The sequence below is a fragment of the Pseudovibrio flavus genome, from assembly GCF_009711345.1.
GTDB lineage: Bacteria > Pseudomonadota > Alphaproteobacteria > Rhizobiales > Stappiaceae > Pseudovibrio > Pseudovibrio flavus.
The window spans coordinates 60,384-86,799 of sequence record NZ_SMMA01000064.1 but is presented as its reverse complement, the minus strand read 5'-3'; the positions used below and the strand labels follow the sequence as shown (position 1 = coordinate 86,799).

Below are 26,416 nucleotides of genomic sequence, written 5' to 3'. Positions count from 1 at the left end.
CGCTTCACTCTCCCATCGTGAAACTCAACCTGAGATATATACAATTATAACATAAATTTATTTGGTTGAGCAGCTTTGCTCCCTTTTAATTATTGGGTGAGTTTACCGTTGGAAAAACAGGGTTGACTCACAGGCCATATGGCGGAATCAATACAAGAACATTTACAGAACAAAGATAGAACATTATAGTATGCAGCCGAGACTGGAACAAATCGCCGAGTTGCGCCACCGCCTCGCATCCCTTGAGGGCCGCCGCCCTTCTCCGGTGCAACTCGCGCAGGCCCCTGCCACCGCCGCACAACGGCAGGGGCCCGCCTCTCTCGCGCCGCAAGAACAAAGCTCTTCGGCAAAGCGGCGTTTTGTTTTCGGAGTGCAAAAGCTGGATGAACTGTTTGCCAATGGCGGTATGCCGATTGGCTCGCTGCATGAGTTTTATGCGCCGCAAACACGCAACAGCGGTGCGGTCAGTGGTTTTGTGAGTGCGCTTGTTGGGCAGTTGATGAGGGAGCGCTCCGGCAAGGTGCTTTGGATTGTCGATGACACAGTCCTGCGGGAAACCGGCGGTCCGTACGGGCCGGGGCTTTCTTATTACGGGGTGGAGCCATCCCGCCTGGTACTGGTGACACCGAAACGGGAAGACGATGTGCTGTGGGCGATGGAAGAGGGCGCCCACTGCTCAGATTTGGTTGCAGTTGTTGGCGAGCTTCAGGGTGAAATGAAGGGGGAAGGTTTAACGGTGACGCGCCGTTTGGTGCTGCGTGCCGAACGAAGCGGGACGCCCGTTTTCCTCGTTGGGCATGGCTGGCAGGCAGCGCCCAGTGCCGCTTTAACCCGCTGGCAGGTGCTTCCCCGTGTTTCCGGCGGTTTGACGGAAAAGAAGCGGAAGGCATCTGCGTTTGCTTCTGGAGGAAAGCCGCAGGTAGAGGCAGCGCAGTGGTCGCTGCTGCTTGAACGCAATAGAGAAGGACGGCCAGGTCGTTGTGATCTGGAATGGAACCATGACACAAACAGCTTCTGTTATGCGCCAGAGAATACTGTGCCTGTGGTTCAAGGCGCTGGCAACGGACCGGATTTGCCGAAGGGATCTGGGCAGGTCGTGGCGCTGCGAGGCAGCCGTTGGGCCGCGGGCCGTTTACGGCAAACGCAAGAACGCACAGCGTCTGATCTGCGTGAATGAAGCAGCGCTTGCTGCTGGCCTTGATGTTGGTGTTGCCTTGAGTGATGCCTGTGCCCGTGTGCCGGAACTGCTTTATGAAGAGGAAATTCCCAAAGCTGATAGTGCGCTGCTAGAGGCACTGGCAGACTGGTGTGACCGGTATACGCCGCTTGTTGCCTTTGCCGGTGATGATTGTTTGATGCTGGATGTGACCGGCTGTGCTCATTTGTTTGATGGTGAAGAGGCGCTGCAGAATGACTGCCTTCACCGCCTCAAACTGCAGGGCTTCACCGTCTCAGCTGCGCTGGCTGATACGGTTGGCGGTGCGTGGGCCGTAGCGCGCGCAGGGGGCGCGGTGGTGCCCTCTGGTGGTTTGCACGCTGCTTTGGAGGCGTTGCCACTTGCCCATCTGCGTCTTGAAAGTGGAGTGGTCACAGCGCTGGAGCAGGTCGGCCTCAAGCTCATAGGTGACTTGATGGACCGCCCGCGTGCGCCGCTTGCGCGCCGGTTCGGGCCAGAGCTTGTGCGCCGTCTCGATCAGGCCATGGGCATGGAGCAGGAACCGATTTCTCCGCGCCTTTACACGCCGCCCCTTGTTGTCGAGCGACGTTTTTTTGAACCCATCGCCCGTGATGATGATGTGGAGGCCACTTTGCTTGCGCTGGCCCAAAGCCTGAAGGGGCAGCTTGAAAAGCGCTGCGAGGGCGGGCGTATCTTCGAGTTTGTTCTCTTTCGCGTGGACGGCGTTGTCTCGCGTCTTAGCGTTGGCACCAGTCACGCTATTCGAGAGCCGCATCAGATTCTGCGGCTGTTTCGGGAAAAGCTAAAATCGGCCAAGGACGAAATGGATGCCGGTTTCGGATATGACCTTTTGCGTTTGGCGGCGGTTGAAACGCAAAGCTATGACGCCTCCCAGCACGACTTTGATGGAAATGCCGGACAGGGCGAAGCACTTGCCGCTTTGGTTGATCGTCTGGGTGCCCGCCTTGGTGTGAGCCGCGTCTCGAGCTTTTTGCCTTGTAACAAGCATTTGCCAGAGGAGGCCTTTGCCCTTGTACCTGCTGCAACTGTTCGTGATGAAGCGCTCTATTGGGATGAAACAGCGCTTACTCATCCTGACCCTTGCGCGGTGCGCCCACTCCGGTTGTTACCACGGCCTGAGCCGGTGGAGACTGTAGCGATGGTGCCGGAAGGTTCTCCTTTGCGGTTTCGCTGGCGCAAAGCCTTGTTTGAGGTTGTCCGCTGCGAGGGGCCAGAGCGTATTTGTCCGCCTTGGTGGTTTGGTGGTGCTGAACCACGAGACTATTACCGCGTGGAGGATATGGAGGGGCGCCGGTTCTGGCTGTACCGCGAAGGTCTTTATGACACGCAAGGCGTCACGCCGTGCTGGTTCTTGCAAGGGCTATTTGGATGAGTATGAAACCTCTTGCCCTTCTTCGCCAACCTGATTTCGTCGAGCTGTGCTGCGCGACCAACTTTTCCTTTCTTTATGGAGCTTCCCACCCAGAGGAGCTGGCTTTTACTGCGGCCCGTTTGGGTATGAAGGCTATTGGTGTTTGCGACCGTAATTCCCTTGCCGGTGTGGTGCGCGTTTATGTGGCGGCCAAAGAGGTTGGCTTGCGCACGCTCGTTGGCTGCCGCTTGGTGTTTATGGATGGCACGCCAGATATCCTGTGCTGGCCCAAAACCCATGGGGCGTATACGCGCCTGTCTCGCCTGCTGACTATGGGCAACCGGCGCGCCCCTAAAGGCGAGTGTCATCTTTTTCTGCAAGATCTGCTTAGCTATGGCGAAGGCATGGTGCTTGCGCCGCTTGTTCGTCCTGAACATCTCAAAGAGGGGCTTGAGCCAGTTTTAACGCTTTTGGAGAGGCTTTCAGCTGTTTCTGAGGCGATGGTGCGCATTGGTGCGTCTCTCAGCTACGGGGCGCGTGACAAGCGCTGGCTGGCGCAGCTGATGGAGCTATCACAGCAGGCTGATATCGCGCTGCTTGCCACCAATGACGTGCTCTACCATACGCCGGAGCGTCGCAAGCTGCATGATGTTGTTACCTGCATTCGTCTGCATGAAACGCTGGAGAGCGCTGGCCGGCGGCTGGAAGCAAATGCAGAGCGGCACTTAAAATCTCATGAGCAAATGCTGCATGTGTTCCGCGATTATCCGCAGGCGGTCTCTGAGACGCTGAAGGTGATGGACGCTATCACGTTTTCACTTGCAGAGCTGGCCTACGACTATCCTGAGGAGGTTTGCGAAAGCGGGCTGCCGCCGCAAGAAGAGCTTGTGCGGCTGACCGAGGAGGGCATGAAGCGGCGCTACCCTAAAGGAGTGCCGGAAAAGGTCGCTAATGCGGTAAAGCATGAGCTGGCCTTGGTGGAACAGTTGCAATACGCACCTTACTTTCTCACCGTTTACGACATCGTTCGCTTTGCCCGCTCGCGGGGCATTTTGTGTCAGGGGCGCGGGTCTGCGGCTAACTCTTCTGTTTGCTTCTGCCTTGGTATTACCGAGGTTGATCCAGAGCGTGCCGATCTGTTGTTTGAGCGGTTCATTTCACCAGAGCGTAAAGAACCGCCGGATATCGATGTAGACTTTGAGCACGAGCGCCGCGAAGAGGTGATCCAGTATATCTATGGCAAATACGGGCGGGAGCGGGCAGGGCTTGCTGCCACCGTTATCTGCTATCGCTCGCGCATGGCTCTTCGGGAAGTTGCTAAGGTCTTCGGTCTTTCTGAAGATGCGGGCGGGGCGCTTGCTGGCACCATCTGGGGCCGTTCATCAAGCGGTGGTGACGAGCAGCAGGTGAAAGAGGCGGGGCTTAACCCTTCTGATCCTGTGGTGGCGCAAGTGCTCATGCTGGCGAAAGAACTCATCGGGTCTCCGCGCCATCTTTCCCAGCATGTGGGCGGGTTTGTTATCACCCGTGGGCGGCTGGATGAGCTGGTGCCAATCCAGAATGCGGCCATGGAAGACCGCACGGTTATCGAGTGGGACAAGGATGATCTGGATGCGCTGGGCATCTTGAAGATTGATGTTCTGGCGCTGGGTATGCTTTCGGCCTTGCGCAAGGCGCTTGATATGCTGGAGCAGCACTACGATATCGACCACAGCGTCTCCAGCATTCCGCCAGAAGAAGAGCCGGTTTACCGGATGATCCAACGCGCCGATACCATTGGTGTTTTCCAGATCGAGAGCCGCGCGCAGATGAGTATGCTGCCACGCCTCAGGCCCGAGAACTTTTATGATCTGGTGATCGAGGTTGCCATTGTTCGCCCCGGACCTATTCAGGGGGATATGGTGCACCCGTATCTGCGACGCAGGCAAGGGTTGGAGCCGGTTCATTTTCCAAAGGAAGAGCTGCGCGATGTGCTTGGTAAAACCCTAGGCGTGCCGCTGTTTCAAGAACAGGCCATGAAGATTGCCATTGTTGCAGCAGGCTTTACACCCGGAGAGGCCGATCGGTTGCGCCGCGCTATGGCTACCTTCCGCCGTGTCGGCACAATCGGCACGTTCCAGCGCAAGATGGTGGAGGGCATGGCGGCGCGTGGTTATGATCGCAGCTTTGCAGAGCGCTGCTTCAAGCAGATCGAGGGTTTTGGCGAATACGGTTTTCCAGAAAGCCATGCAGCCAGCTTTGCGCTGCTGGTTTATGCCTCTTGCTGGATCAAGGCGCGCTATCCCGATGTGTTTTGTGCAGCTCTTTTGAACTCCCAGCCAATGGGCTTTTATGCGCCTGCCCAGCTTGTGCGCGATGCACGAGAGCACGGCGTTGATGTGCGGGAAGTTGATATCAACCTCTCGCAGTGGGATGCGATTTTGGAAGCGGGCGTGGAGGCCCGCATGAAACTGCACCAGCGGCACACTTCCATGCACGATACGGTACGCTCCACCCACGCAGTGCGGCTCGGTTTTCGTATGGTCAAAGGTCTGCGGCAGGAGGATATGGAGGTCCTCGTTGAGAAACGGGGGCAGGGCTACGATTCTGTACGGGACTTGTGGCTGCGTACCGGCCTATCCCGCTCTGCTATCATCAAACTGGCTGAGGCCGATGCGTTCCGCTCGCTCGGGGTGGATAGGCGCATGGCGCTATGGGCGGCGCAGGCATTGGAAAAGGGCGAGGCCGCAGAGCGCTTGCCGCTGTTTGACCTTGCGGATATGCGCGATTTACAGCCTGAGCCGGATGCAAACTTGCCGCCGATGCCACTTGGAGAGCAGGTGGTGCTGGACTATCGCCAGCTTTCCCTATCCCTCAAAGCGCACCCCGTTTTCTTTGCGCGTAAGGCTTTGCAGCGCTCGCGGGTGCTCCCGTGTCAGCAGCTTCTTAATGTGCCAAGCGGTCGCTCTGTCAGTGTTGCCGGACTGGTGTTGGTGCGCCAGCGCCCCGGTTCAGCCAAGGGGGTGATCTTCCTCACGCTGGAAGATGAGAGCGGCGTTGCCAACGTGATCGTTTGGCCAAAGTGCTTTGAGCAATATCGGCGCATTCTTTTAGGGGCGCGGTTTATCAAGGTTGAAGGACGGCTTCAGAACGCTGAAGGGGTCATTCACGTTGTTGCCGAGCGGCTTGAGGATGTTTCTGCGCTGTTGTCTACCAGTGTGGAAGGGGCGCTGGATAACGCAGGCTTGGCCAATGCGGACGAAGTGCGCAGGCCAGTTGTCGAACTGGGTGAGAAAATTGAACCCGGTCGCGGGCTGGTTAATCTGGCACAAGATGTGCCCGCAGTTGCTAACGATTATGCCCGCTTGGCGCAGCAAACGCGGTTGGCGCTGCCAAAGGGACGAAACTTCCATTAGGTTTGTAGTGAGTAAGGGTTGGAGTTGAGCGATGGCATATGATGAAGAACTAGCGCACCGCATGCGCTGCGCACTGGAAGGCATCGTCGGCATTTCTGAAAAGCGGATGATGGGTGCGCTGTGTTTTATGCTTGATGGCAATATGGTGGGCGGTGCCACCCGCTCTAAAAACGGGATCGGTCAGTTTCTGTTTCGCGTCGGGAAGGAGAACGAGGCGGAGGCAGAAAAGTTGCCCGGCGCAGAGATTCTCACCCAAGGCAACAAGCGCATGAGTGGCATGTTTTTCGTGAACGAAGATGATTGCGATGACGAGCAGATGCGGGAGTGGATTTCACTTTCCCTAAGCTTTGTCAGTACCTTGCCGCCAAAGGGTTAGGTGCCTTTTCCACGTTCTCTCATTAGCTGAGCGGGAGCGGCTTAACATAATACCAGCGGCCCTGTTTCTTTTTAAAAAGGCTTAGCTCTTCCTGTGCGCCGAACTGCCCGCTCGCCAGATACTTGGCCGTAAAGTGGACGGTACCTTTTACAGCATCAGGCTCTGCGCCGTCGGCACTGTGAATTTCCAGCGACAGCCACTGGCTTTCATTTGCCCAAAGGATCACACCTTCTGTGTCAAACTTCTTCTGGTGTGCAGGCCAGAGGGTCTCTTTCAGGTAAGCGATATTTTTGGTGGCATAGGCGCTGTAACGAGAGCGCATGAGTTGCTGCGGTGTTGCCGGTAGTGAAGCGCCTGTCAAAAACGGCTCGCAGCAAGCGGAAAACGCCGCGCCGGATTTACAAGGGCAGTCAGCTGGATTGGTGCTCATGGTCATTACCCTAAAAGGCTCAGTGTGATGCTATGCAAGAAGGGTGCATAACCAAAAAGAGACGAATGGGAAAGGGGAGTGCTGGGCGCTGGATACAAAAAAACCGCCCTGCGGCGGCCTGTTGTTTTTGGAGCGGGCGATGAGATTCGAACTCACGACATTCACCTTGGCAAGGTGACGCTCTACCCCTGAGCTACGCCCGCGTTCCAAAACGCGTGTTTTTCTAGAAAGCTCCAGAAAAACTGGAGCGGGCGATGAGATTCGAACTCACGACATTCACCTTGGCAAGGTGACGCTCTACCCCTGAGCTACGCCCGCTCATGTTTTCCGATGATCGCCTTGCGGCGTCCCTCGGTGAGGTCGGCGTTATATGACAAAAGCGCGGGCGGATTGCAATATGGAATTTTCAATCTGGTGTGCACTTTTTTCCAGTTCTGTGGATTTTATTAATTTTGCTAGGTGTTATTGCGTGCAAATTTATGGCGGAACATCGTATCTCGGTGAAAACGATAGGTCTATTGCCTCACCAAAACCCACAAAAACTGTTGGAACCAGCTTGCAAGCCCGCAAATTGGACCAAAATAGCGCGCAAAATTCTCCTAGCGGAAAAAAGACGGGGCTAGCGCAAGGTGCAAAGATGGTCTTGCCTTGCTTTTGGTTGTTGCCTGTCACACAAACGCGTGTCCAGTTTTTAAAAAGAAGAGACGAGGGAACCCATGGCAGCGACCCGCGCTGAACTTTTTGCCTTTTTTGCTGAAAACGGCCTTGCTGTTTCAACCGTTGACCATGAGCCGGTTTTCACCGTCGCGGAATCGGGTGACCTGCACGAACGCATTCCAGGCGGGCACACCAAGAACCTGTTTTTGAAAGATAAAAAGGGAAACTTGTTCCTTGTTGTGGCGCTTCATGATGCGACTATTGATCTGAAACAGATTTCTTCGGTTATTGGTGCAAGCGGCCGGGTTTCCTTTGGTAAGGCTGATTTGCTTGGCGAGGTTCTGGGCGTGTTGCCGGGGTCAGTAACCCCATTTGCGCTTATCAACGATCGTGAAGCGCAGCGCGTTCAGCCGGTTTTTGATGCGGCGATGATGCAAAAGGCACCGCTCAACTATCATCCTCTTGAAAACAATGCCACAACGGCCATTTCTCCTGAGGATTTGCTACGTTTTGCAGAGCTATGCGGGCATACTGTGCGCGTGTTGGCAGTCTCTGAAGAAGCAAAGCAGATGGCCTGAGCGAATGGCAACCCGTTGCTTGCGGATTTGTAATTCGTAAGCAGAAGGGCCATGTTAGAAACAAGCCCTGCGCAGCAGTGGCACCAAGTTGGTTCTTGCAGAAAATTACAGGGATATAAGAGAGTATGAGCGGATCCGGTTTCTCAGTAGGTGGTAGCTTTGGCGGAACCATGGGTGGCAGCTTTGGCGGCGGTTACCAGACAGAACCAGCCCAGAGCAGTGCAGGTGGACACGTTTTTGATACGACCACCCAAACCTTTATGCAGGATGTTATCGATGCATCCCGCAATCAGCCGATTCTCGTAGACTTCTGGGCTCCTTGGTGCGAGCCATGCAAGCAGCTAACGCCGATCCTTGAAAAGGTGGTTGGTGAAGCGAAGGGCGCTGTCAAACTGGCGAAGATGAACATTGAAGACTATCCGGAAGTCGCCGGACAGATGGGTGTTCAGTCTATTCCAGCCGTTGTTGCTTTCAAAAACGGTCAGCCGGTTGATGGCTTTATGGGCGCTTTGCCTGAAGGTCAGATCAAGCAGTTTCTTGAGCGCCTTGGCGTGAAGATTGGCCCGAGCGACGCTGAAAAGTACATCGAGCAGGGCGATGCGCTGCGTGCAGAGGGTGATTACCCGCAGGCTGCGCAGCTTTATGGCGCTGTGCTTTCCATCGAGCCGCATAACACGGCCGCTATCGCAGGTCTTGCGCATTGCTATCTGGCTGCAGACGATGTTGAGCGGGCCAAGCAGGCACTGGATATGGCGCCAGCAGATGCTGCTAATGCGCAGGAAATTGTGGCCGCGCGTGCTGCGATCGAGTTGGCCGAACAGGCAGCTTCTGTAGACGATCTTGCCGGTTTGAAAGAGCGTGTTTCAGCAAACCCTGATGACCATGAAGCTCGTTTTGATCTGGCTGTTGGTCTGAGCGGGCGCGGTGAAAAGAACGAAGCCGTCGATCAACTTATTGAAATTATTCGCCGTGATCGTGAATGGCGCGAGGACGGTGCACGCACACAGTTGCTGCAGTTCTTTGAAGCATGGGGCTTTAAAGATCCTGCATCTGCCATAAGCCGTAGAAAGTTGTCGTCCATCCTATTTTCATGATCGGATTTATTGTCCGTCAGAAGTGAGAGTGCCCGATGAAAGTTGGTAACGCAGAGTACGCACACAGCAGGGATATTCCACGGGTCGTGCCGTTGTTTCCGCTGCCCGGTGCGTTGCTATTGCCTCGTTCCCACCTGCCGCTGAATATTTTCGAGCCTCGCTATGTGGCAATGATTGATGCTGCTTTGCGCACAGACCGCGTAATCGGCATCATTCAGCCTGTGTTTGAGACAACAGACGACGAGCTGAATGGCCGTCCTAAGCTGTGCTCAATCGGGGGCTTGGGGCGCATTACTGCGTTTCAGGAAAGTGGTGACGGGCACTATCTCGTCACCTTGTCGGGCATTACACGCTTTGAGCTAGTTGGCGAGACCGAGGAGCGTTCCTTGTTCCGCCGCGGGGCGATTGACGTCAGCCGTTTCATTGAGGATTTCGAGCCGGGCTTTGGAGAGGAAGTCGTTGACCGCGAATACCTTCTCAAGACTTTGCAAGAGTACCTTGACGCGAACAATCTGGAAGCTGATTGGGACAGTGTAAAAGAGGCTTCTACCGAAGTTCTGGTCAATGCGCTGTCTTTGATGAGCCCGTTTGGTCCGGCAGAAAAACAGGCACTTCTTGAAGCCGATAGCCTAAAAACCCGCGCGGAAACGCTGGTAGCGCTGACTGAGGTTGACCTTGCAAAGTCTGCTGGTGTCGGCTCTGGGCCAACTTTGCAATAGTGTTGCTATAACGATATTCGAGGCATCTATGAGTGCGCAAAAAGCACCTGAAATTGACCGTAAGCTGCTGGAGTTGCTGGTGTGTCCAGTAACCAAAACCACCTTGCGCTATGACCGTGAGCGTCAAGAGCTCATTTCACAGGTCGCCAAGCTTGCCTATCCGATCAAGGATGGCATTCCTATTATGCTGCCTGAAGAGGCTCGCAAACTGGAAGACTAGGCCTTCAAAGATTACAGAGGGATTTCAGGGCGGCTTCGATCTGCTCTGGGTCCCCTTCCAAATGCAGGGTCTTCACGCGGGATGTGGACCCGCTTTCCAGAGTTACAGCAGATTTGGGAAGTTTTAGCGCTTTGGCAAACAGAGCGCAGACCGCTTTGTTGGCTGCGCCTTTGTCCGGCACAGCGCGCACACGCGCCATCATAAGCGGGCGGCCATCTGAAAGAGCACCGAGCCCGTCTACATTGTCCTTGCTGGACTTGGGCGTAAGGCGGACAGCGAGAAGAACGCCGTCAGCCTTCAAATTCCATGGAAAATCACTCAAGAGAGCGAAGCCTCACGGCACTACAGGAATGATGTAGATCTGCAGTACGAGGCGCAGGAAGTAGATGCAGAGCAGCAGGATAATCGGCGAAATGTCGATACCGCCAAGGTCTGGCATAAAGCGGCGGATCGGGCGCAGCGCAGGCTCTGTGAGGTTGTAGAGCATCTGGCCAATGCTAGCCACAAACTGGTTGCGGGAGTTGACGACATTGAATGCATAGAGCCATGAGAAAATGGCACTGGCGATAATGATGAACCAGTAAATGCTCAATGCTGCGTCGAGTACTAAAAAAATTGCTTTCATGGGTCGGTCAATCTCCGGTGCCTTGTTGGGCAGTTTGAAGCGTGCCAGCGAACAAGGCTCTTGAATCTGTGGCAGCGACTAAAATTCATGTAGCTTTGTCGTCACCGCTCTTCAAGAGTACTCTTTGTCCACTGGCATCCAATCCTGATATTTTCCTGAAAATAGTCCGTTTGGGGACTACTTCCAATGGTGCGAAATCAAGAAGCTATCCGGCAGAGCAATGGCTGGGGCTTCATGCGGGAAGATGCGTTCCAGCGCTGCCTTCGCAATGCGGTGGGCGATTGCGTAAGAAATCTTGAAGCCGCCGGTAACGACCCAAGTGCGGTCGAAGTCCGGTAGCGGGCCAAGCAGCGGGTCGCGTTTCAAACATTTAGGGCGAATACCTGCCCATGTGTGAATGACCGGAGCATCTTTAAGGGCAGGGCAAAGGCGCACTGCTTTCTGGTGCATCTCTTTAATGTCGGCTGGCTGCGGCTCTGTTGTGTCCCACTCTTCTTCCGAGGTGGAGCCAATCGCGACGGTACCGTTTTGGTGGGCAACCACATAAATGCCGCTGTCATAGACAACTGGCATTTCTTGGTCGAAGGCTTTTTCCAAAAGCAGGGACTGACCCTTCACACCTTTGCCAAGCTGTTTGCCTGTCAGGTCTTTAATAAGATCAAAGCCCTCGTAACCAGCCGTAAGGATGATGCGGTCTGCGGTGATGGTGCGGCCGTCTGCGGTTTCAACCTTTCCAGCCTTGTCATCAATGGTGGTGACGCAGGTATGCTCCATGATGTGAACACGCGGTGTAATCAGCTGGCGAATGGCCGCTGAAACCATACGCGGGTTTGCGCGGGCTGCGAGATTGTCCCATGTGTAACCGAGAGGAGCTGTTTCCGGCGCTGGCCAGTTTTCGACAGGCGAGCGCTCAATCACTTTGCACTCAAAACCGGTCTTTTCTGTTTTCCAGTGCTGGCGGCTTTCTTCTTCGCGGGCCAAGGCGTGGTCCAGTTTGGCCTGCGTATAAATTGGCACCAAGCGTCCACTGCGGCTATAGCCGGTAGAAATGCCGGTTGCCTGTTCAAGGTTTTTTACAATCTCCGGCAGCTCAAGCAGAGCATCAAACTGGAACTGTTTCTTCTCGTTCCAGCGGGCTGGAATGTGAGGCATCAAAGCGCCGACTAGGCCATTGCTGGCACCGGAGGCGATTGTGTTCTTTTCGATCAGGGCTACTTTGAGCCCGTAGCGCATTGCAGCGTTTGCAAGCGATAGACCGAAGATGCCGCCACCGACAATTGCGAGATCGTAGGCTGTCATCCCTTTGTTTTCCTTGATATTGTGGGACTGAATAAAACTAAGTCGGACGCAGCCTATGACAGATGCTCCAAAATTGGAATGGAAAGACGGCGATTTGCCTGTCTCTTCTGCCTTTGGGGATACCTATTATTCAAAGGAAGGGGGACGGGATGAGACAAACTACGTCTTCCTAAGGGGAAACAGGCTGCCTGAACGCTTTCTGGAGCAGCCAGCTTTCACCATTGCCGAACTTGGATTCGGTACGGGTTTGAATTTCTTTGAGACCTGCAGACAACTGCGGGCACATGATGCAGAGCAGCGCTGCCACTTAACGTTTGTTTCGTTTGAGCTTCACCCGCTGCCAGCAGAGGCAATCCGGCGAGCGATGAACCCTTGGCCTGACTTGGCAACGTATATGGAAGCTTCGCTTGCCATGTGGACTGTGCGAGAGGGTTGGAACACCTTCGAGCTGGATGGCGTAACCTTGAAGCTGGGTGTTGGTGATGCGCGGGAGCTGCTTCCTGCTGCCGATTTTGCAGCCGATGCTTGGTATCTCGACGGCTTTAATCCATCACTCAATACAGCTTTGTGGGAATTACCTTTGATGCAGGCGGTCTACGGCCATACTCGCAGCGGCGGTAGCTTTGCCACTTATACAGCGGCAGGCTGGGTGCGACGGAATCTGAAAGAAGCAGGTTTTACTGTTGAGCGTGAAAAAGGGTTTGGCCGCAAGCGCGAGATGATGCGCGGAACCAAACCCTAAAACACTTAAGTCAGATCAGCATTCAGGAAGGTTTACAGCAAGGCCGCCAAGACTGGTTTCCTTGTACTTGCTGTTCATTTCATCGCCGGTCTGGCGCATCGCTTCGACGCAATTGTCGAGCGGCATGTAGTGAGAACCGTCGCCGCGTAGGGCCAGAGAAGCGGCTGAAACCGCTTTGATGGCACCCATACCGTTACGCTCAATACATGGTACCTGAACAAGGCCGCCAACCGGATCACAGGTCATGCCAAGGTGATGCTCAAGCGCGATTTCAGCAGCGTTTTCAATCTGCTCATTGGTGCCGCCAAGGGCTGCACAAAGACCAGCTGCCGCCATTGCCGAAGCCGAACCCACTTCACCCTGACAGCCAACCTCAGCGCCGGAAATGGAGGCGTTGGTTTTAATCAAGCCGCCAATCGCAGCTGCGGTAAGCATGAAGGTGTAGATGCCTTCGTCATTGCTGCCCGGACAATGCTCGCGGTAATATTTAATGGTTGCCGGAATAACGCCTGCAGCGCCGTTGGTTGGCGCGGTGACGACCTTGCCGCCTGCTGCGTTTTCCTCGTTTACCGCCATTGCGTAGACAGAGAGCCAGTCGTTTGCCACATGCGGCATTGTTAGATTGGTGCCGCGCTCTTCATCCAGCTGGCGCTTTACTTCCGCTGCACGGCGCTTGACGCTCAAACCGCCCGGCAGGGTGCCGCTGGTGTTAAGGCCGCGCTCAAGGCAGGCGTTCATCACCGACCAGATTTCCCAGATTTTGTCACGGAAGAGAGGCTCTTCCATAACCGTGACTTCGTTCGCCTGTTTCATCTGGGCAATTGTCTTGCCGGACTTCTGGCCCATTTCCAGCATCTCTTTTGCTGTTGCAAATGGGTAAGGCTTTTCCTTGTCTGTCGCCGGTCCGTCGGTCTCGTGAGCTGTTGCCTGATGCTGGCGCTCTAGTTCTTGCGCCGTCACAACAAAACCGCCGCCGATAGAGTAGTAGGTCTCTTGGAAGTGCAGATTACCGGCGGCATCGAAAGCTTCGATAATCATGCCGTTAGCGTGGCCCGGCAGGTCATGCTCGAAATTGAAAACAACGTCTTTTGCCGGATCGAACGCCAGAGGAGGCAGGCCCTCAGGGCGGATCATCTTTTCCCTGGCGATTGCGGCTTCAATCTCGTCAACGCGGTCTGGGTCGATGGTGTGCGGCGTAAAGCCTGCAAGGCCAAGAACAACGGCGCGATCTGATGCGTGGCCTTTACCGGTCCATGCCAAAGAACCGTAGAGCGTGGCTTTTACGCTTGCTGCATCACCAGCGCCTGGCCATCTGTGCGACCCGTCACGGAGCTCTTCCAGAAATCTCTGGGCCGCAGTCATCGGGCCCATAGTATGTGACGAGGACGGGCCAATGCCGACTTTGAAGATTTCAAAGATACTCAAAAACATTGTGGGTCTTTCCTATTCCAACCGGAAAATTGCCTTACGGCAAATGTACCGCCGCGGCAATCAAAAGAGATTGCGTCATTTCACGCTCTTTTACCACATGAAAAAAGAGCATAGACATTTGCTTGGTAATCATTTGAACGGATTGGCAATTTATGTGCTTCGGGTTTGCTACCAAGGCGGCTTCGCCTTTGGGTTGTTTGTTAGTTTTTTGTGGTCTTTCTTCCACGGCACTCGCTGATGACTTTTCTGTTATTCGCGGAATGACAGAGGAAGAGTTGGGCAAGCAGTATGTTGTCGATTTTGGCCTTGGTGTGACGACGCGCCCATCTTATCCGGGTGCTAAGCGTACAGTTTCCTATCCTTATGTGATTGCGCAGTTCAGCCGCTTCTATATGCCGGGCTGGGGGCAGGTGCGTGAAGGGTACCGCGATGGCCTTTATTTCTACCCGTCCTTTGGTGCTGTCGGCGCGCGAAAAGCTTCTGATGCGCCGGAACTTAGGGGCACAAAGGAGACCGAGTTCGCTTACGAAGTCGGTATGGGTATGGGCTATGGTTACGGCCCGTTTGATGCCTTCGTATTGCTGCGTCAGGGCTTTGGTGGTCACACCGGTATCGTTGGCCGTGCGGGTGTGGATGCCAAGTGGGAAATTACCGACTCATGGCGCGTTAAGGTTGGTCCACGTATCGACTTCGCCAGCGAAGACTACATGCAGACCTATTTTGGCCTGACACCTTCCGAGGCTGCCGCTAGTGGTCGCTCTGCCTACAAAGTTGGCGGCGGTATCAAAAGCTACGGTGTTTATGCATCCACCAGCTATGACCTGACAGACAAGTGGACTTGGCACGTGCAAGGTGGCTGGGAGCGATTTGCAGGGGATGCTGGTGACAGCCCACTGCTTGTAGATGACGACAGCTACTCCATCTCTACCGGTCTTTCCTACCGCTTCTCTTTCGATCTATTTGATTGATTCGCTTGATCTAATGGCTTTTCCGGCATGCTGATGTTGCCTTTCTTTCCGGCTGCCGGAAAAGTTTTCAAAACTGGAAATCTCTTAACCCCTTAATATCTACGGGATTCCGTGGATGGGCCTTCGTGGTTTAAAACCAGAAGTGCTTACCGAAAAGTATTATGCAGCCATTAGCTGCAAAACTGCGTATAACTGGCGTCAGTAGTTTTTCGATTGTGGGATAAGGCAATGAAATTGATTTCCCGTAGCTTCATGGCGCTCGTTGGGGCTTGCGCTTTTGGAGGCACCGCTCTGGCGGAAGGGCGTTTTCTTTCCGATGGTTTGACCGAGGAAGAAGCGACCAAGCAATACGTGGTGGATGTGGGGATCGCTGGTGTGGTCTCTCCCAAGTATGACGGCGCAGACGACTACATCATCTATCCGTTTCCAATCATCTCGTTCGCCAAATTCTACCTGCCGGGCATCGGTGAGGTAAAAGACGGCGTTACGAAAAAGGGCGTGTTTTTGTATCCGTCCTTCGGTTACGTCGGTGGCCGTTCGCCAAATGATGATCCAAAGCTTGCCGGCACAAAGAAGATCAACTGGGCAGGTGAAGTCGGTCTTGGTGCTGGCTTTCGCTATGACTGGTTCCGCGCGTTCCTAGAAGTGCGCCGCGGCTTCAACGGTTACAACGGCTTCGTTGGCCGTGCGGGTATGGATGCGATTTTCGAGCCGCATGACCGCTGGACCCTTTCTGTCGGCCCGCGTGTTGACTTTGCAGACGACAATTACTTCGACACTTATTTTGGCATGCCGGGTTCGTTTGATCCTGATGGCGGCTTCAAGAGTGTTGGTGCAGTTGCACGCGTCAGCTTTGAGGCAACCGAAGACGTTTCTCTGCATCTTCAAGGCGGCTATGACCGTTTGATCGGAGATGCAGAAGATAGCCCAGTAACGGTTTCAGACGACCAATTTACAGCGGCCTTTGGGGTGACCTACCGGTTCGACTTTGACCTTTGGAAATAAGTTGATGAGAGGGCGGGTATCCCGCCCTTTTTCTTTAGTCGTCGCACATATCCATTTCGACGCCTTCGGGTAGAACGGTCAGTTCATCACGGCAACTGCTGATGAAGCGGGCATCGTCTGCCCCAATGGCTTTGGAAAAGTCTACTCCTGCCAGCCGCGCTCTTCTAAACAACGCTCCGGCGACATTTGCGCCATCCAGATTGGCTTGGGTGAGGTCTGCGCTTGTAAAGTTGACCTTGGACAGGTTCGTGTCTTTGAAAATGGCGGCAACGGCAATAGTTCTGCTCAGATCGGATTGCACCATGTTGGAGCCGGAGAAGTCGGCTTCATTTGCATTGACGCGGTCAAAGACAACATTGGCCATGTTTGAATCACGGAAAAGAGCGGTTTCTGCGTTCGAGCGGTTGAACGATGCATGACGCAAATCCGAATTGGAAAAATCGGCACCTTTAATATCGGCTGATTTTAGGTCGGCATCACGTAGGTCTACGCCCGTAAATTTAGCGCCCTCTAGGTTTGACTTTTCAAAGTCTACCTGCCGCAACTTGGCTTGGTCGAAGTTGCTGTCTGGCATGTAGCTCTTTTCAAGGGAGGCTCGGCGGAGGTCTGCGCGGTGGAAGTTTGTTTCCGGCATGTCGGCATCTTTCATGTCGGCTTCGCGTAAATTCGCGCCTGACAAATTGAGGCCGCGCACCTTGATGTGCCTCATGGAGGCCATTTCCAGATTGCATCCCACGCACTGGCCGCTAACGATCAACTCGTCCAGCAAAACATGCTGCTCTTCTTCGGCGTCGGCTGGTTTATCTGTCATCAAAAGCATGATGAGGGCTAACGCGGTGAGCACGGCGAGCAAGATTATACGGCCCGATAAGTTATTGATCTTCATTGGTGGACCCTGCGTTTTTTATTTATCGTAGCATACGCTGCGATTTTTTCAGTAATGTAATTTGATAAAATTGCCGCAGGGTAATTATATGAATTTTCTTGGGCTTTGTTTTGGAGATTAGATCCCTGTTTCCCTTGAGGAAAATTACACTGATAATATAGGGAGGAAGACTCCGGAAATTTTTAATAATAAGTTAATTTTTATTCTTGGTATTTCGGGGTTTAGTACATGCGTATCTTATTTCGCGCAGCTGCTTGCGCATTGATTTTCTTCGGCCTTATTTTCCCGACAGCTGCTTATAGCCATAAAATTACAGCCAAAATCGATATATCCGAACAGAAAATGCGGGTGTACGTGAATGGTGTGCCGCGTCACACATGGAAGGTTTCAACGGCTCGCAAGGGCTATCGAACACCGGTTGGCACATTTGCGCCAACGCGCATGCATCGCAAGTATTTCTCGCGCAAATATAATGGCTCGCCCATGCCGCATTCGGTGTTTTTCTATAAGGGCTATGCCATTCACGGGACGGACTCGATCAAGCGGTTGGGAACGCCCGCTTCGCATGGCTGCATTCGCTTGCATCCCAGCAATGCATCCAGATTATTCAGCTTGATAAAGAAGCACGGACCAGCCAACTCGCGGATCATGATTTCCCGCTGAGGAGCATTTGCTCTGGGTAAAGTAAAAGGGCCAGTCAAATACGCGACTGACCCTTTTAAACTGAGGAGCGCTGAAGACGCATTACCCAACATCAGCGCACAATCCATATTGCAAGAGCCTTGCCAACTTGCTGAATTAACTGTGCCATCAAGATCTAGCGGGTCGTCTTGGCTTGGCATCAAAATCAAGGTTAATTTTAGGAAGCGTTAAGCATGTCTGCATTGCAAAATGCAGTTTATTTCGCGCAAAGCGCTACATAATTTCTTTCTCAAGGTTTAACGACGAGCGTTCTCCGATCGCATCAAAGTGTTCTGCTGCCCATTTTTCAGCACTGGCGCGGCCAATGTTGAATAGCCTTTTGAGGAAAGCCCATTGCGGGTTCAATTTGGAGGATGCGCCAAAGGGGATCAGATCTTCGCTGGCCTCAATGCGGTGCATGTGCACCTGCGAATAGTCGTTGTTGCTTAAGCGACCTTCATCAATGAGGCGGCTCACGAAGGCGATAGCGCGCAGTTCGCGCAATAGCGTAGAGTTGAAGGTGATCTCGTTGAGGCGTTCACTGATTTCCTGCGCCGTGGTGGGGAGCTCTTCTCGCTTTACCGGATTAACCTGAATAAGCACAACATCGGTAATGCCGCCTTTGGGAAACAGCGGGAAGAGGGGCGGGTTGCCCATATAGCCACCGTCCCAATATGCTTCGCCATCAATTTCAACGGCTTGGTAGATGGTTGGTATGCAGGCAGAGGCAAGCAGCGCCTCTGCAGTCAGCTCTTCGCGCCCGAATATTTTGATTTTGCCAGTGCGCACATTGGTGGCAGCCACATAGACCTCAAGGTCTTGGCAGGTCTGTACACGGCCAAAATCAATCTGGTCACGCACCAGTTCTTCAAGCGGGTTTATGTTGAGCGGATTGAGCTGGTAGGGGGAGAGAACTCTTGAGGTAACATCCCACGAGACATAAACGGGGGAGTGGTCGAGGTTCCAACTGTCAAAATAAATGTCGAGCGGCGTGCGCTGGAATGGGCTACCTTGACCCAGCAAGGAAACAGAACGCCAAAAGCGCTCTAAAGCCTTGCGCGCACCCTCTGGCCCACCTTCAACAAGCCCGTCAGCCAAGACGGCGGCGTTCATTGCGCCAGCGCTGGTGCCGGAGATTTTGTCGATCTCCAGCGCTTCGGTTTCCAGCAGCCAGTCCAGAACGCCCCAAGTGAAGGCTCCGTGTGAGCCGCCACCTTGTAACGCCAGACTAATCTTCTTCGGCTTTCTTACGCGCTTTGCTGCCATTCGGAAGCTCCTTCCTTTGGCATCTGGCAAAGGCCGCTTTCGAAGAAAACCGCCTTATTTCGCTGTCCAGCCGCCGTCCATTGGCAAAATAGTTCCTGTCATGCAGGACGCCGCATCCGAGCAGAGGAAGATCGCCATGGCTGCGACCTGATCAACCGTCACGAACTTCTTGGTTGGCTGTGCTGCCAGAAGAACATCGCGTTTGACTTCTTCTTCCGTCAATCCACGCGCTTTCATAGTGTCGGGAATCTGCGCTTCCACCAGCGGTGTCCAAACATAGCCCGGGCAGATGGCGTTGACGGTGATGTTGTCTTCCGCAACTTCCAGCGCCACGGTCTTGGTCAGGCCTGCAATGCCGTGCTTGGCAGCCACATAAGCGGACTTAAATGGGGAGGCGACAAGCGCGTGTGCGGAAGCTGTATTGATAACGCGGCCCCAGCCAGCCTTCTTCATCAGCGGAATAGCGTGGCGGATGGTGTGGAAGGAGGAGGACAGGTTGATCGCGATAATCGCGTCCCACTTTTCCGGCGGGAAGTTCTCGATAGCCTCAACATGCTGAATGCCAGCGTTGTTGATGAGAATATCGACCGAGCCAAAGGTTTCTGCGGCATGGGCAATCATCGCGCCGATTTCGTCCGGCTTGGTCATATCTGCATTGGAATAAATGCAGGTCACGCCGAAGTCGGCCTCGATTGATTGGCGCTCTGCTTCGATTTTTGCCGGATCACCGAAGCCGTTGATCATGACGTTGACGCCCTGTGCTGCCAGAGCGCGAGCGTAGGCCAGACCGATGCCTGAGGTGGAGCCGGTGATAACGGCAGCTTTATCTTTGATCATTTTTGAAATGCCCTGCGCTAACTCGATTGGGGTACGACGCATACCTAAGCGATATATGTGACGAAACTTATGTGATTATACGCATTAGTGGTATTGTGAAAACGGATAGGATTGGCAATCTTTGCGCGGGCGCCGCCTATTGAAACTTAGGGTAAACAAACCGATGTAGAGGGCGGGGAGGGACTTGCCGTCCAGCGACAGGCACGGGGTGTTCTCTTTCTTTTTCAAACGTTGACAGAGCAAGCTGCATGCGGCACTTGCTATTGCAAACTTGAACCGCGTTTCGGATCCAGCATGACAAGCACAAACCAGACCTTTCTTTCAGCTCCTCTCGCCCGCCGCAGAAGTGTTGCGGTGAATGTTGGCGGTGTCGTCGTTGGCGGGGATGCGCCGATTGTTGTGCAGTCTATGACCAACACCGATACGGCAGATGCAGACGCGACCGTTGCACAGATTGCAGCGCTGGCGCGGGCAGGGTCCGAATTGGTGCGCATTACCGTGGATCGGGACGAGGCTGCGGCAGCTGTTCCGCATATCAAAGAGCGCCTTTTGCGCCTTGGTCTTGATGTGCCGCTGATTGGCGACTTTCACTACATCGGCCACAAGCTTCTTGCGGATCATCCGGCCTGCGCCGAGGCGCTGGATAAATACCGTATCAATCCGGGCAATGTTGGCTTCAAAACGAAAAAAGACAAGCAGTTCGGCCAGATCATCGACACCGCAATGCGCCACGACAAACCGGTGCGCATTGGCGTGAACTGGGGTTCTCTCGACCAAGAGCTGCTGACCCATCTCATGGATGAAAACCAGAGCAACGGCTCGCCGCTGACCGCGCAGGAAGTGATGCGCGAGGCGATTTGCCAGTCCGGTTTGCTTTCTGCCCGCCGCGCCGAGGAAATGGGCATGGGCAAGGACAAGATTATTCTGTCTGCCAAGGTTTCTCAGGTTCAAGATCTCATCGGCGTTTATGTTGATCTGGCGCAGCGCTGTGATTATGCGCTCCACCTTGGCCTCACAGAGGCTGGCATGGGTACCAAAGGCATTGTGGCCTCTTCTGCCTCCATGGGTATTCTGCTGCAGCAGGGTATTGGCGATACGATCCGTATTTCCCTAACGCCGGAGCCGGGCGGTGACCGCACCCGTGAAGTGCAGGTGTCTCAGGAATTGCTGCAAACCATGGGCTTCCGCAGCTTTGTGCCGATTGTAGCGGCTTGTCCGGGCTGTGGCCGCACCACATCCACCGTCTTTCAGGAGCTAGCGCAGGATATTCAGAACCATATTCGCGACAGCATGCCTGTCTGGCGGGAGCAATATCCGGGCGTTGAAACGCTCAACGTGGCTGTGATGGGCTGCATCGTGAATGGACCGGGCGAATCCAAACACGCAGATATCGGTATTTCTCTGCCGGGTACGGGCGAAACCCCAGCTGCGCCTGTGTTCATTGACGGCGAAAGGGCCGTGACACTTCGCGGTCCGGGAATTGCCGAGGACTTTAAGAAACTGGTTCTGGACTATATTGAAAAGCGTTATGGTAACGGGCAGTCCGCAGCCCTGACAGAAACGCAGGAAATTGATGTCGCTTGATCGCTTTGCTCCGCAGCAGCCAGCCGTACCACAGCAACCACCCGAGCCGAAAACCATTCTGGTTCTAACCGCCCAAACCGTGTGCGGTCTTGGTGGGCGTAGTGCAGTGTTTACGCTGGAACGCTTGGGGCACAGCGTTATCTTTTTGCCAACGGCCTTGTTGCCGATCAGCGGCGGCATTGGCATCGGCAATAGTTTTGAACAGAGCGCTAAGCTATTTGCTGCTTTGGCGGAGGATATGATTACCTCCGAGAAGCTGCGCGATGTGGATGCTGTGCTTTCCGGCCATATCCATTCTGGCGAGCAAGCGGCCTTGGTTGCCCGCCTTGTAAGCACCGTCAAGCGGCTAAACCCGGAGGCGAAGTATCTATGCGATGTTTCGATTACCGATGGTGAGCAGGCGCCAGCACGGGCTGAAGTTATCAGCGCATTCAAAGAACAACTTTTGCCGCTTAGCGATTATGCTGTGCTGAACCGCCGCGAGCTTGCCGAGCTTGTAGAAGCTGGTACCGACACAGAACAGGAATGCACAGCCTCAGCGCGTCTTCTAGGCGTTCCAAGCGTTGTGGTTACATCTGCTCCGGCTTTGCGCAGAAACAGCCTCTCCAACCTTCTGGTGGCCTTTAGCGGCTCATCTGCGATTGAACATGCGGAAGTGCCAAATGCGCCGAAGGGCAGCCGTGGTTTGATCTCCGCGCTGTTCTTGGCTCGCGCCCTTACGGGTACTGCCCAGAGCGAAGCGTTGAAGCGGGCAACAGCTTCGACCTTTGAACTTGCCGCGCGCTCCGTTCGCATGGGCCGGCAAGAGCTGTTCTATCCGGCTAATCAGGACGTGCTTATTCGCCCGATGGCGCTGGTGAGTGAGCGGCGCGTATTCGAGGCGCCTGCCAGAGCGTGAGCAGACAGTGATGCATTCATTGTGAGGATGTCATGAGTGAAGTGCAGAATGAACTGTGTGTTGCAGGGGTTGATGGCGCTGCTGGTGGCTGGATGGTTATAATTCGCCACCTTGGTACGCCTTACACCCATGAAGCCCATCTGGTTGGCTCTTTTTCCGAAATACTGACCCGCTGGCCGCAACTTCAGCGCATCGCCATTGATATGCCTATCGGTCTGCCTGATCACATCGGTCAAAATGGGCGAGGACCGGAAAAGGCGGTTCGGCCTTTGCTCGGTATGCGCCAATCGACGGTGTTCTCCATTCCCTCACGCGCTGCCGTATACGCCGAAGACTATTGGGAAGCGTGTAAAGTGGCGCAAGCGACTTCTGCGCCGCCAAAAAAGGTTTCCAAGCAGGCGTTCAATATCTTCCCCAAAATCCGTGAGCTTGATGCTGCCATGTCGCCAGAGTTGGAAAGCTGTATTTTTGAGGTGCATCCGGAAGTGGCGTTTTGGCGGCTGAATGGTGAGGAACCGATAGTTGCGCCGAAGCGGGTGAAGGGCCAGCCAAGCGGAGCAGGGCTGGATGTGCGCCGTGATCTGCTGTGCAATTATGGCTACTCGGCACACTTCCTTGACCAGAAAGCGTCAAAAGGCGCGGCGCGCGACGATTTGATTGATGCGGCGGTCAACGCCGTTATTGCCGAGCGTTTGCTGCTAGGGCAGGCGCAGCCGTTTCCCGCGAACTATGAGCGCGACAGTAACGGTCTGCGAATGGCGATTTGGGCCTAGGTTTATTCTAAACAGCTAGCAGCGGGCAGGTGCCGACTATGGCTTGCTGATTGGCAGCGGAATGTTCTCGTCCACGATCGCCACAGCTTCTTCCTTTTGACCGATCGGGAAAATTTTGGAGAAATAACCAAAGGCGCGGTCCTTCTCGGTCTTTGGAGCTTCTTCCGGTTTTGTTTCCGGCGTCAGGGCTAGCTGGCTCTGGCTTGGGGTGTTTGCAGGTGCAGCTTCTGCCACTGTTTCCGCTGTGGTTTGTGCTGGGCCGCCTTTGTCAGCTGCATTGGTACCAAAGAACGCTGCAAGCTGTTCCTGACGCTGCCTGCTTTTCTCAGCCGCGATCTGGAATTCCTCGAAGTTCTTTTGATCTTCCGCCTGTTTTTTAGCCAGAGCGACGGAAATCGACTGTGGAATAGAATAATCTGGGCAGCGATTGCGGGAGCTGAACTGTGCGCCTCTGATTGTCGGCTCGGCGTTAAACACATAGCGGCGGTCACAAACATCGATTTTAGGTGGCTGTTTGGTGACGGCGAAGTGGTCGTAACCTTCCTTCAACATCTCCCAGAACTCGAAGTGTTCATTCTCAGCATGACGGGCCATGTTTTCGCCGGTCATGCGGAACGGGAAGGCGTGCACCTGAAACTCGCGCTGACCACCCATGAAGCTATCGCGGGCGAGGGCGTAAATGTCGGAAATGCTGTCATCGGTCATCGCATAGCAACCGGCAGAAGAACACGCTCCGTGAACCATCAGATGCGTACCTGTGCGGTCGTGGGCGCGGTCATAGCGGTTCGGAAAGCCGAGGTTGAAGGAGAGATAATAGTCGGAATTCGGGTTCATGCGCCCCGGAGTTACGAAATAAAACCCTTCAGGCGCTTGTCGGTCGCCTTCTTTGAACTTCGGCCCCAGTTTGCCAGACCATTTACAGATCTCGTAGGTTTCCAGCAGTGCGTATTGACCGGATTTGGTCTGCTTCCAGACTTCCAACTCGCTTTCTTCCTTGAAGATGCGAATGAAAATCGGGGCCTTTAAAGCCATGTCTGAGGTTTCGATTTTGCGCTGAACTTTTTTGCTTACGGGTTTGCGGTGCTTCTCATCTGCAAAGTCAGCACCCTGACAAGCCACCAGCGTTAGCGCAATTGCCGCCATCGAAAGTGGTTTTGTGACTTGTTTTAAGCCGGAGAGGATGTTTGACAGCATAAAGCAGAACCCGAAAACAGCACCAAGAAGTGGAACGCCCGTCGCCACTCCGTTGATGGTAGACTAGCGGTAGAAAGGTTGATCCCTCCTTACCGGTTCAGCTTATCCCAGCCTATTCCACAAAGGTTTGACTGCTCAAAAGCCGTAGATGCCTTGAAGTTTAGATAATAAAAAATGGCGTAGAAAGTGCCTCTACGCCATTTTCCAGTCTATAAATTGTCGAGTTCTGTTGATTACGCCAGATGGCGACCAATTTTCAGGAACTTCTCACGGCGCTGCTGCTTGATTGCTGCTGCATCCATGTCTGCGAAGTGCTTCAGAGCGTTCTCGATGGTCGTGCCAGCGCGATCTACAACGATTTCCTTGGCGCGGTGTGCGCCGCCAACTGGCTCCTTGATGATTTCATCAATGATGCCGAGTTCGGAAAGGTCCTGCGCGGTGATCTTCATGTTGGTCGCAGCTTCCTGTGCCTTGGTGCTATCGCGCCAAAGAATGGATGCGCCCGCTTCTGGGGAGATCACAGAGTAGATTGCGTGTTCAAGCATTGCCACGTGGTTTGCTGTTGCAATTGCAATCGCGCCGCCGGAACCGCCTTCACCGATAACGATGGAGATGTTTGGCACGCCCAGCATGAGGCACTGGTCGGTGGAGCGGGCGATTGCTTCCGCCTGACCGCGCTCTTCAGCGCCAATGCCAGGGTATGCACCAGCAGTATCAACGAAGGATACGACAGGAATGTTGAAGCGTTCTGCCAGTTCCATGATGCGAACGGCTTTACGGTAGCCCTCTGGACGGGACATGCCGAAGTTGCGGTGCAGGCGAGACTGGGTGTCGTTACCCTTCTCCTGACCGAGGATCGCAACAGACTGACCACGGAAACGGCCAAAGCCTGCGATGATTGCATGATCCTCTGCAAACTTACGGTCACCAGCCAGTGGCGTGAAGTCGGAGATCAGGCCTTTGATGTAGTCTTCAGCGTGCGGGCGGTCCGGATGACGAGCGACCAGTGTTTTCTGCCAAGGGCTAAGAGCATTATAGATGTCGTTGAGTGCTTGATCGGCTTTGCCTTGCAGCGTTGCGATCTCGTCTTCTACATCTACGGCCTCGCCACTCTTGGCCATTATTTTGAGTTCTTGAACCTTGCCTTCTAGGTCGGCAACTGGTTTTTCAAATTCAAGGTAACTGCGCATTTAAGTGTTCACTCGTTAAATTCAGCGGTCAAAATCGCTGAGGGAGGCGTCAGGCTGCGCCGGAAATTTGGCGCGACACTGGCCCCGCTATGCCCGTCTTGTCAAGGTATTCCGGCATAAATGTGGGGGCACTCGCTCATTCCTGCAATGATTTAATTGAAAATCAGCAATGCACCTACCTAGCAGCAGATTGTTTATGGCCGTTAGGCAGGCCCAATTCCTGCGCTTGAACCACCAAAGAGCCTGTTCCTGTCGGGATGGAAATCCGGTAGGGGATCAGCACTTTTTTGTGGCCGGTTGGGGCAAGCCAAACTTCCATATTGTTGGAACGGGCCAGCAGTTGGACGCTTTTTCGCTCTGGTCTGTGGCCAGCAACCGGTATCCATCGTGCCTTACAAACAATGACGGGGCCGTCGTAACCGTTTCCGGAAACCTCGCGCATTTTCTTGTAGGTCATCTCAATGTCGAACCGGGTCCAGCCATCATAGATCGGCAAAGTGCGATTGCAGGCGTCAGGAGAAAGCTCGTCGCCTCTCGATACTACCGGCATAAGCGCTGCGCTTAGCGGATCCATGGCGTTTTTGCGGTGCTTGTTGGTTACCTTGATACGGGTTGCCGATGGCTTAAAGCGTGGACGGACAAGCTCGTTGCGGATGTGGCCAGAGCCTTGGCGCAGGTCCACATGGAAATTGCGCTCGGACGCCTGTGAAACCATTTCATAGCGGGACGGCAAGATACGGCTGCCGGAAATCCAGCCCCGTGCTTCAGCCGCGCCAGTACCCGTGGAGAACAAGGTGCCGATACCGGCAGGCTCCATAGAAACTTTTGCCGAATAGGCATTATTGCGCAGGGCAAGCGACATTGAGCCCTTGCCGATGGTGATGCCAGCGATGGAAATATTGTAGTTTCCATCGACCTGATTAGTTTTTCCAAGGGCAGCTGTGGATAGTGAGCATACGCACAAAGCGATGCTTCCTACTATAGCTTTATGACCCAGGGCACTTATAGCCCGGATAAGA

The 26,416-nt window shown here is 54.2% G+C and carries 26 protein-coding genes and 2 tRNA genes; 15 read left to right on the top strand and 13 right to left on the bottom strand.

Annotation, left to right across the window (positions count from 1 at the left end):
* The first annotated feature begins 190 nt into the window (after positions 1 to 190).
* From E1162_RS13880 to E1162_RS13865, 4 genes are read left to right on the top strand one after another with little or no spacing between them, the layout of a single operon-like run.
* Positions 191 to 1,177, top strand: coding sequence for an ImuA family protein (locus E1162_RS13880; protein ID WP_155132132.1), 987 nt, complete (start codon positions 191 to 193; stop codon positions 1,175 to 1,177).
* Positions 1,170 to 2,570 (top strand): Y-family DNA polymerase, encoded by a 1,401-nt coding sequence (locus tag E1162_RS13875; protein ID WP_371311965.1) that lies wholly within the window; start codon positions 1,170 to 1,172, stop codon positions 2,568 to 2,570. The genes E1162_RS13880 and E1162_RS13875 overlap by 8 nt, the downstream gene beginning before the upstream one ends.
* Entirely contained in the window at positions 2,567 to 5,944 is a 3,378-nt protein-coding gene (locus E1162_RS13870; RefSeq protein WP_155132130.1) for an error-prone DNA polymerase, read from the top strand. Before E1162_RS13875 ends, E1162_RS13870 begins: the two co-directional genes overlap by 4 nt.
* A 31-nt stretch (positions 5,945 to 5,975) precedes the next feature.
* Positions 5,976 to 6,320: a TfoX/Sxy family protein gene (locus tag E1162_RS13865; protein WP_155132128.1), complete on the top strand. Its 345-nt coding sequence runs from the start codon at positions 5,976 to 5,978 to the stop codon at positions 6,318 to 6,320.
* A 22-nt stretch (positions 6,321 to 6,342) separates the two neighbouring features.
* On the opposite strand, the gene E1162_RS13860 is transcribed toward E1162_RS13865, so the two are convergent.
* From E1162_RS13860 to E1162_RS13850, 3 genes are all read right to left on the bottom strand, one after another.
* On the bottom strand, positions 6,343 to 6,750 hold the full coding sequence (locus E1162_RS13860; RefSeq protein ID WP_155132126.1) for a YchJ family protein: 408 nt from the start codon (positions 6,748 to 6,750) through the stop codon (positions 6,343 to 6,345).
* Positions 6,751 to 6,878: 128 nt separating this feature from the next.
* Positions 6,879 to 6,953: transfer RNA gene (locus E1162_RS13855), tRNA-Gly, on the bottom strand.
* 40 nt (positions 6,954 to 6,993) lie between these two features.
* A tRNA-Gly gene (locus tag E1162_RS13850) sits at positions 6,994 to 7,068 on the bottom strand.
* A 398-nt stretch (positions 7,069 to 7,466) separates the two neighbouring features.
* Between E1162_RS13850 and E1162_RS13845 the strand changes: the two genes are divergently transcribed.
* From E1162_RS13845 to E1162_RS13830, 4 genes are all read left to right on the top strand, one after another.
* Positions 7,467 to 7,985 (top strand): prolyl-tRNA synthetase associated domain-containing protein, encoded by a 519-nt coding sequence (locus E1162_RS13845; protein WP_155132124.1) that lies wholly within the window; start codon positions 7,467 to 7,469, stop codon positions 7,983 to 7,985.
* Between the two features lie 125 nt (positions 7,986 to 8,110).
* Entirely contained in the window at positions 8,111 to 9,079 is a 969-nt protein-coding gene (gene trxA / locus E1162_RS13840) for a thioredoxin (RefSeq protein ID WP_155132122.1), read from the top strand.
* Between the two features lie 35 nt (positions 9,080 to 9,114).
* Positions 9,115 to 9,798, top strand: coding sequence for an LON peptidase substrate-binding domain-containing protein (locus tag E1162_RS13835; RefSeq protein WP_155132119.1), 684 nt, complete (start codon positions 9,115 to 9,117; stop codon positions 9,796 to 9,798).
* A gap of 28 nt (positions 9,799 to 9,826) precedes the next feature.
* The gene (locus tag E1162_RS13830) at positions 9,827 to 10,018 is read left to right on the top strand and encodes a Trm112 family protein (RefSeq protein WP_155132117.1); all 192 of its coding nucleotides are present in this window, start codon (positions 9,827 to 9,829) and stop codon (positions 10,016 to 10,018) included.
* Between the two features lie 4 nt (positions 10,019 to 10,022).
* On the opposite strand, the gene E1162_RS13825 is transcribed toward E1162_RS13830, so the two are convergent.
* The 3 genes from E1162_RS13825 to E1162_RS13815 all read right to left on the bottom strand — a co-directional run bounded on the left by E1162_RS13825 (position 10,023) and on the right by E1162_RS13815 (position 11,942).
* Complete coding sequence (locus tag E1162_RS13825; RefSeq protein WP_155132115.1) at positions 10,023 to 10,340, bottom strand: DUF167 family protein; 318 nt, start codon at positions 10,338 to 10,340, stop codon at positions 10,023 to 10,025.
* A gap of 12 nt (positions 10,341 to 10,352) precedes the next feature.
* The gene (locus E1162_RS13820) at positions 10,353 to 10,643 is read right to left on the bottom strand and encodes a YggT family protein (RefSeq protein ID WP_155132113.1); all 291 of its coding nucleotides are present in this window, start codon (positions 10,641 to 10,643) and stop codon (positions 10,353 to 10,355) included.
* Between the two features lie 177 nt (positions 10,644 to 10,820).
* Positions 10,821 to 11,942, bottom strand: coding sequence for an NAD(P)/FAD-dependent oxidoreductase (locus E1162_RS13815; protein WP_155132111.1), 1,122 nt, complete (start codon positions 11,940 to 11,942; stop codon positions 10,821 to 10,823).
* A 55-nt stretch (positions 11,943 to 11,997) separates the two neighbouring features.
* Between E1162_RS13815 and mnmC2 the strand changes: the two genes are divergently transcribed.
* On the top strand, positions 11,998 to 12,684 hold the full coding sequence (gene mnmC2 / locus E1162_RS13810; protein WP_155132109.1) for a tRNA (5-methylaminomethyl-2-thiouridine)(34)-methyltransferase MnmC2: 687 nt from the start codon (positions 11,998 to 12,000) through the stop codon (positions 12,682 to 12,684).
* Between the two features lie 15 nt (positions 12,685 to 12,699).
* On the opposite strand, the gene E1162_RS13805 is transcribed toward mnmC2, so the two are convergent.
* Positions 12,700 to 14,115: an L-serine ammonia-lyase gene (locus E1162_RS13805; protein ID WP_155132107.1), complete on the bottom strand. Its 1,416-nt coding sequence runs from the start codon at positions 14,113 to 14,115 to the stop codon at positions 12,700 to 12,702.
* Positions 14,116 to 14,303: 188 nt separating this feature from the next.
* Here E1162_RS13805 and E1162_RS13800 point away from each other — a divergent pair, with 188 nt between their 5' ends.
* Together E1162_RS13800 and E1162_RS13795 are read left to right on the top strand one after the other, a co-directional pair.
* Positions 14,304 to 15,083, top strand: a complete 780-nt coding sequence (locus E1162_RS13800; protein WP_257098999.1) for a MipA/OmpV family protein — start codon at positions 14,304 to 14,306, stop codon at positions 15,081 to 15,083.
* A gap of 228 nt (positions 15,084 to 15,311) precedes the next feature.
* Positions 15,312 to 16,088, top strand: coding sequence for a MipA/OmpV family protein (locus E1162_RS13795; protein ID WP_155132103.1), 777 nt, complete (start codon positions 15,312 to 15,314; stop codon positions 16,086 to 16,088).
* 34 nt (positions 16,089 to 16,122) lie between these two features.
* Here the strand turns inward: E1162_RS13795 and E1162_RS13790 are convergent, their stop codons facing one another.
* Positions 16,123 to 16,974: a pentapeptide repeat-containing protein gene (locus E1162_RS13790; protein WP_155132101.1), complete on the bottom strand. Its 852-nt coding sequence runs from the start codon at positions 16,972 to 16,974 to the stop codon at positions 16,123 to 16,125.
* A 228-nt stretch (positions 16,975 to 17,202) separates the two neighbouring features.
* On the opposite strand from E1162_RS13790, the gene E1162_RS13785 reads away from it, so the two are divergent.
* A complete protein-coding gene (locus tag E1162_RS13785; RefSeq protein ID WP_155132099.1) occupies positions 17,203 to 17,637 on the top strand; it encodes a L,D-transpeptidase in 435 nt (144 codons plus the stop codon).
* A 252-nt stretch (positions 17,638 to 17,889) separates the two neighbouring features.
* On the opposite strand, the gene E1162_RS13780 is transcribed toward E1162_RS13785, so the two are convergent.
* Positions 17,890 to 18,921 carry a patatin-like phospholipase family protein gene (locus E1162_RS13780; RefSeq protein ID WP_155132097.1) on the bottom strand — a complete coding sequence of 344 codons (1,032 nt, stop codon included), beginning with the start codon at positions 18,919 to 18,921 and terminating at the stop codon, positions 17,890 to 17,892.
* Between the two features lie 54 nt (positions 18,922 to 18,975).
* On the bottom strand, positions 18,976 to 19,758 hold the full coding sequence (locus E1162_RS13775) for a 3-hydroxybutyrate dehydrogenase (protein ID WP_155132095.1): 783 nt from the start codon (positions 19,756 to 19,758) through the stop codon (positions 18,976 to 18,978).
* 294 nt (positions 19,759 to 20,052) lie between these two features.
* Between E1162_RS13775 and ispG the strand changes: the two genes are divergently transcribed.
* The 3 genes from ispG to E1162_RS13760 are packed head-to-tail and all read left to right on the top strand — an operon-like array spanning position 20,053 to position 23,013.
* Entirely contained in the window at positions 20,053 to 21,342 is a 1,290-nt protein-coding gene (gene ispG, locus E1162_RS13770) for a flavodoxin-dependent (E)-4-hydroxy-3-methylbut-2-enyl-diphosphate synthase (RefSeq protein ID WP_155132094.1), read from the top strand.
* Positions 21,332 to 22,240, top strand: coding sequence for a bifunctional hydroxymethylpyrimidine kinase/phosphomethylpyrimidine kinase (locus tag E1162_RS13765; RefSeq protein ID WP_155132092.1), 909 nt, complete (start codon positions 21,332 to 21,334; stop codon positions 22,238 to 22,240). The genes ispG and E1162_RS13765 overlap by 11 nt, the downstream gene beginning before the upstream one ends.
* A 32-nt stretch (positions 22,241 to 22,272) precedes the next feature.
* Positions 22,273 to 23,013 carry a DUF429 domain-containing protein gene (locus E1162_RS13760; protein WP_155132090.1) on the top strand — a complete coding sequence of 247 codons (741 nt, stop codon included), beginning with the start codon at positions 22,273 to 22,275 and terminating at the stop codon, positions 23,011 to 23,013.
* A gap of 36 nt (positions 23,014 to 23,049) precedes the next feature.
* Here E1162_RS13760 and E1162_RS13755 read toward each other — a convergent pair whose 3' ends face one another.
* From E1162_RS13755 to E1162_RS13745, 3 genes are all read right to left on the bottom strand, one after another.
* Complete coding sequence (locus E1162_RS13755) at positions 23,050 to 24,207, bottom strand: L,D-transpeptidase family protein (RefSeq protein ID WP_155132088.1); 1,158 nt, start codon at positions 24,205 to 24,207, stop codon at positions 23,050 to 23,052.
* Between the two features lie 233 nt (positions 24,208 to 24,440).
* Positions 24,441 to 25,397 (bottom strand): acetyl-CoA carboxylase carboxyltransferase subunit alpha, encoded by a 957-nt coding sequence (locus E1162_RS13750; protein WP_155132086.1) that lies wholly within the window; start codon positions 25,395 to 25,397, stop codon positions 24,441 to 24,443.
* A 175-nt stretch (positions 25,398 to 25,572) separates the two neighbouring features.
* Positions 25,573 to 26,361, bottom strand: a complete 789-nt coding sequence (locus E1162_RS13745) for a DUF3108 domain-containing protein (RefSeq protein WP_257098998.1) — start codon at positions 26,359 to 26,361, stop codon at positions 25,573 to 25,575.
* Positions 26,362 to 26,416 lie beyond the last annotated feature (55 nt).

Excerpts from the sequence above, each read along its gene's own strand:
- E1162_RS13880 (WP_155132132.1), top strand. The coding sequence starts at position 191 with ATGCAGCCGAGACTGGAACAAATCGCCGAGTTGCGCCACCGCCTCGCA.
- E1162_RS13795 (WP_155132103.1), top strand. The coding sequence starts at position 15,312 with ATGAAATTGATTTCCCGTAGCTTCATGGCGCTCGTTGGGGCTTGCGCT.
- E1162_RS13755 (WP_155132088.1), bottom strand. The coding sequence starts at position 24,207 with ATGCTGTCAAACATCCTCTCCGGCTTAAAACAAGTCACAAAACCACTT.
- E1162_RS13815 (WP_155132111.1), bottom strand. The coding sequence starts at position 11,942 with ATGACAGCCTACGATCTCGCAATTGTCGGTGGCGGCATCTTCGGTCTA.
- E1162_RS13820 (WP_155132113.1), bottom strand. The coding sequence starts at position 10,643 with ATGAAAGCAATTTTTTTAGTACTCGACGCAGCATTGAGCATTTACTGG.
- ispG (WP_155132094.1), top strand. The coding sequence starts at position 20,053 with ATGACAAGCACAAACCAGACCTTTCTTTCAGCTCCTCTCGCCCGCCGC.
- E1162_RS13845 (WP_155132124.1), top strand. The coding sequence starts at position 7,467 with ATGGCAGCGACCCGCGCTGAACTTTTTGCCTTTTTTGCTGAAAACGGC.
- E1162_RS13865 (WP_155132128.1), top strand. The coding sequence starts at position 5,976 with ATGGCATATGATGAAGAACTAGCGCACCGCATGCGCTGCGCACTGGAA.
- E1162_RS13785 (WP_155132099.1), top strand. The coding sequence starts at position 17,203 with ATGCGTATCTTATTTCGCGCAGCTGCTTGCGCATTGATTTTCTTCGGC.
- E1162_RS13775 (WP_155132095.1), bottom strand. The coding sequence starts at position 19,758 with ATGATCAAAGATAAAGCTGCCGTTATCACCGGCTCCACCTCAGGCATC.
- mnmC2 (WP_155132109.1), top strand. The coding sequence starts at position 11,998 with ATGACAGATGCTCCAAAATTGGAATGGAAAGACGGCGATTTGCCTGTC.
- E1162_RS13870 (WP_155132130.1), top strand. The coding sequence starts at position 2,567 with ATGAGTATGAAACCTCTTGCCCTTCTTCGCCAACCTGATTTCGTCGAG.
- E1162_RS13835 (WP_155132119.1), top strand. The coding sequence starts at position 9,115 with ATGAAAGTTGGTAACGCAGAGTACGCACACAGCAGGGATATTCCACGG.
- E1162_RS13790 (WP_155132101.1), bottom strand. The coding sequence starts at position 16,974 with ATGAAGATCAATAACTTATCGGGCCGTATAATCTTGCTCGCCGTGCTC.
- E1162_RS13765 (WP_155132092.1), top strand. The coding sequence starts at position 21,332 with ATGTCGCTTGATCGCTTTGCTCCGCAGCAGCCAGCCGTACCACAGCAA.
- E1162_RS13760 (WP_155132090.1), top strand. The coding sequence starts at position 22,273 with ATGAGTGAAGTGCAGAATGAACTGTGTGTTGCAGGGGTTGATGGCGCT.
- E1162_RS13860 (WP_155132126.1), bottom strand. The coding sequence starts at position 6,750 with ATGAGCACCAATCCAGCTGACTGCCCTTGTAAATCCGGCGCGGCGTTT.
- E1162_RS13805 (WP_155132107.1), bottom strand. The coding sequence starts at position 14,115 with ATGTTTTTGAGTATCTTTGAAATCTTCAAAGTCGGCATTGGCCCGTCC.
- E1162_RS13780 (WP_155132097.1), bottom strand. The coding sequence starts at position 18,921 with ATGGCAGCAAAGCGCGTAAGAAAGCCGAAGAAGATTAGTCTGGCGTTA.
- E1162_RS13750 (WP_155132086.1), bottom strand. The coding sequence starts at position 25,397 with ATGCGCAGTTACCTTGAATTTGAAAAACCAGTTGCCGACCTAGAAGGC.
- trxA (WP_155132122.1), top strand. The coding sequence starts at position 8,111 with ATGAGCGGATCCGGTTTCTCAGTAGGTGGTAGCTTTGGCGGAACCATG.
- E1162_RS13830 (WP_155132117.1), top strand. The coding sequence starts at position 9,827 with ATGAGTGCGCAAAAAGCACCTGAAATTGACCGTAAGCTGCTGGAGTTG.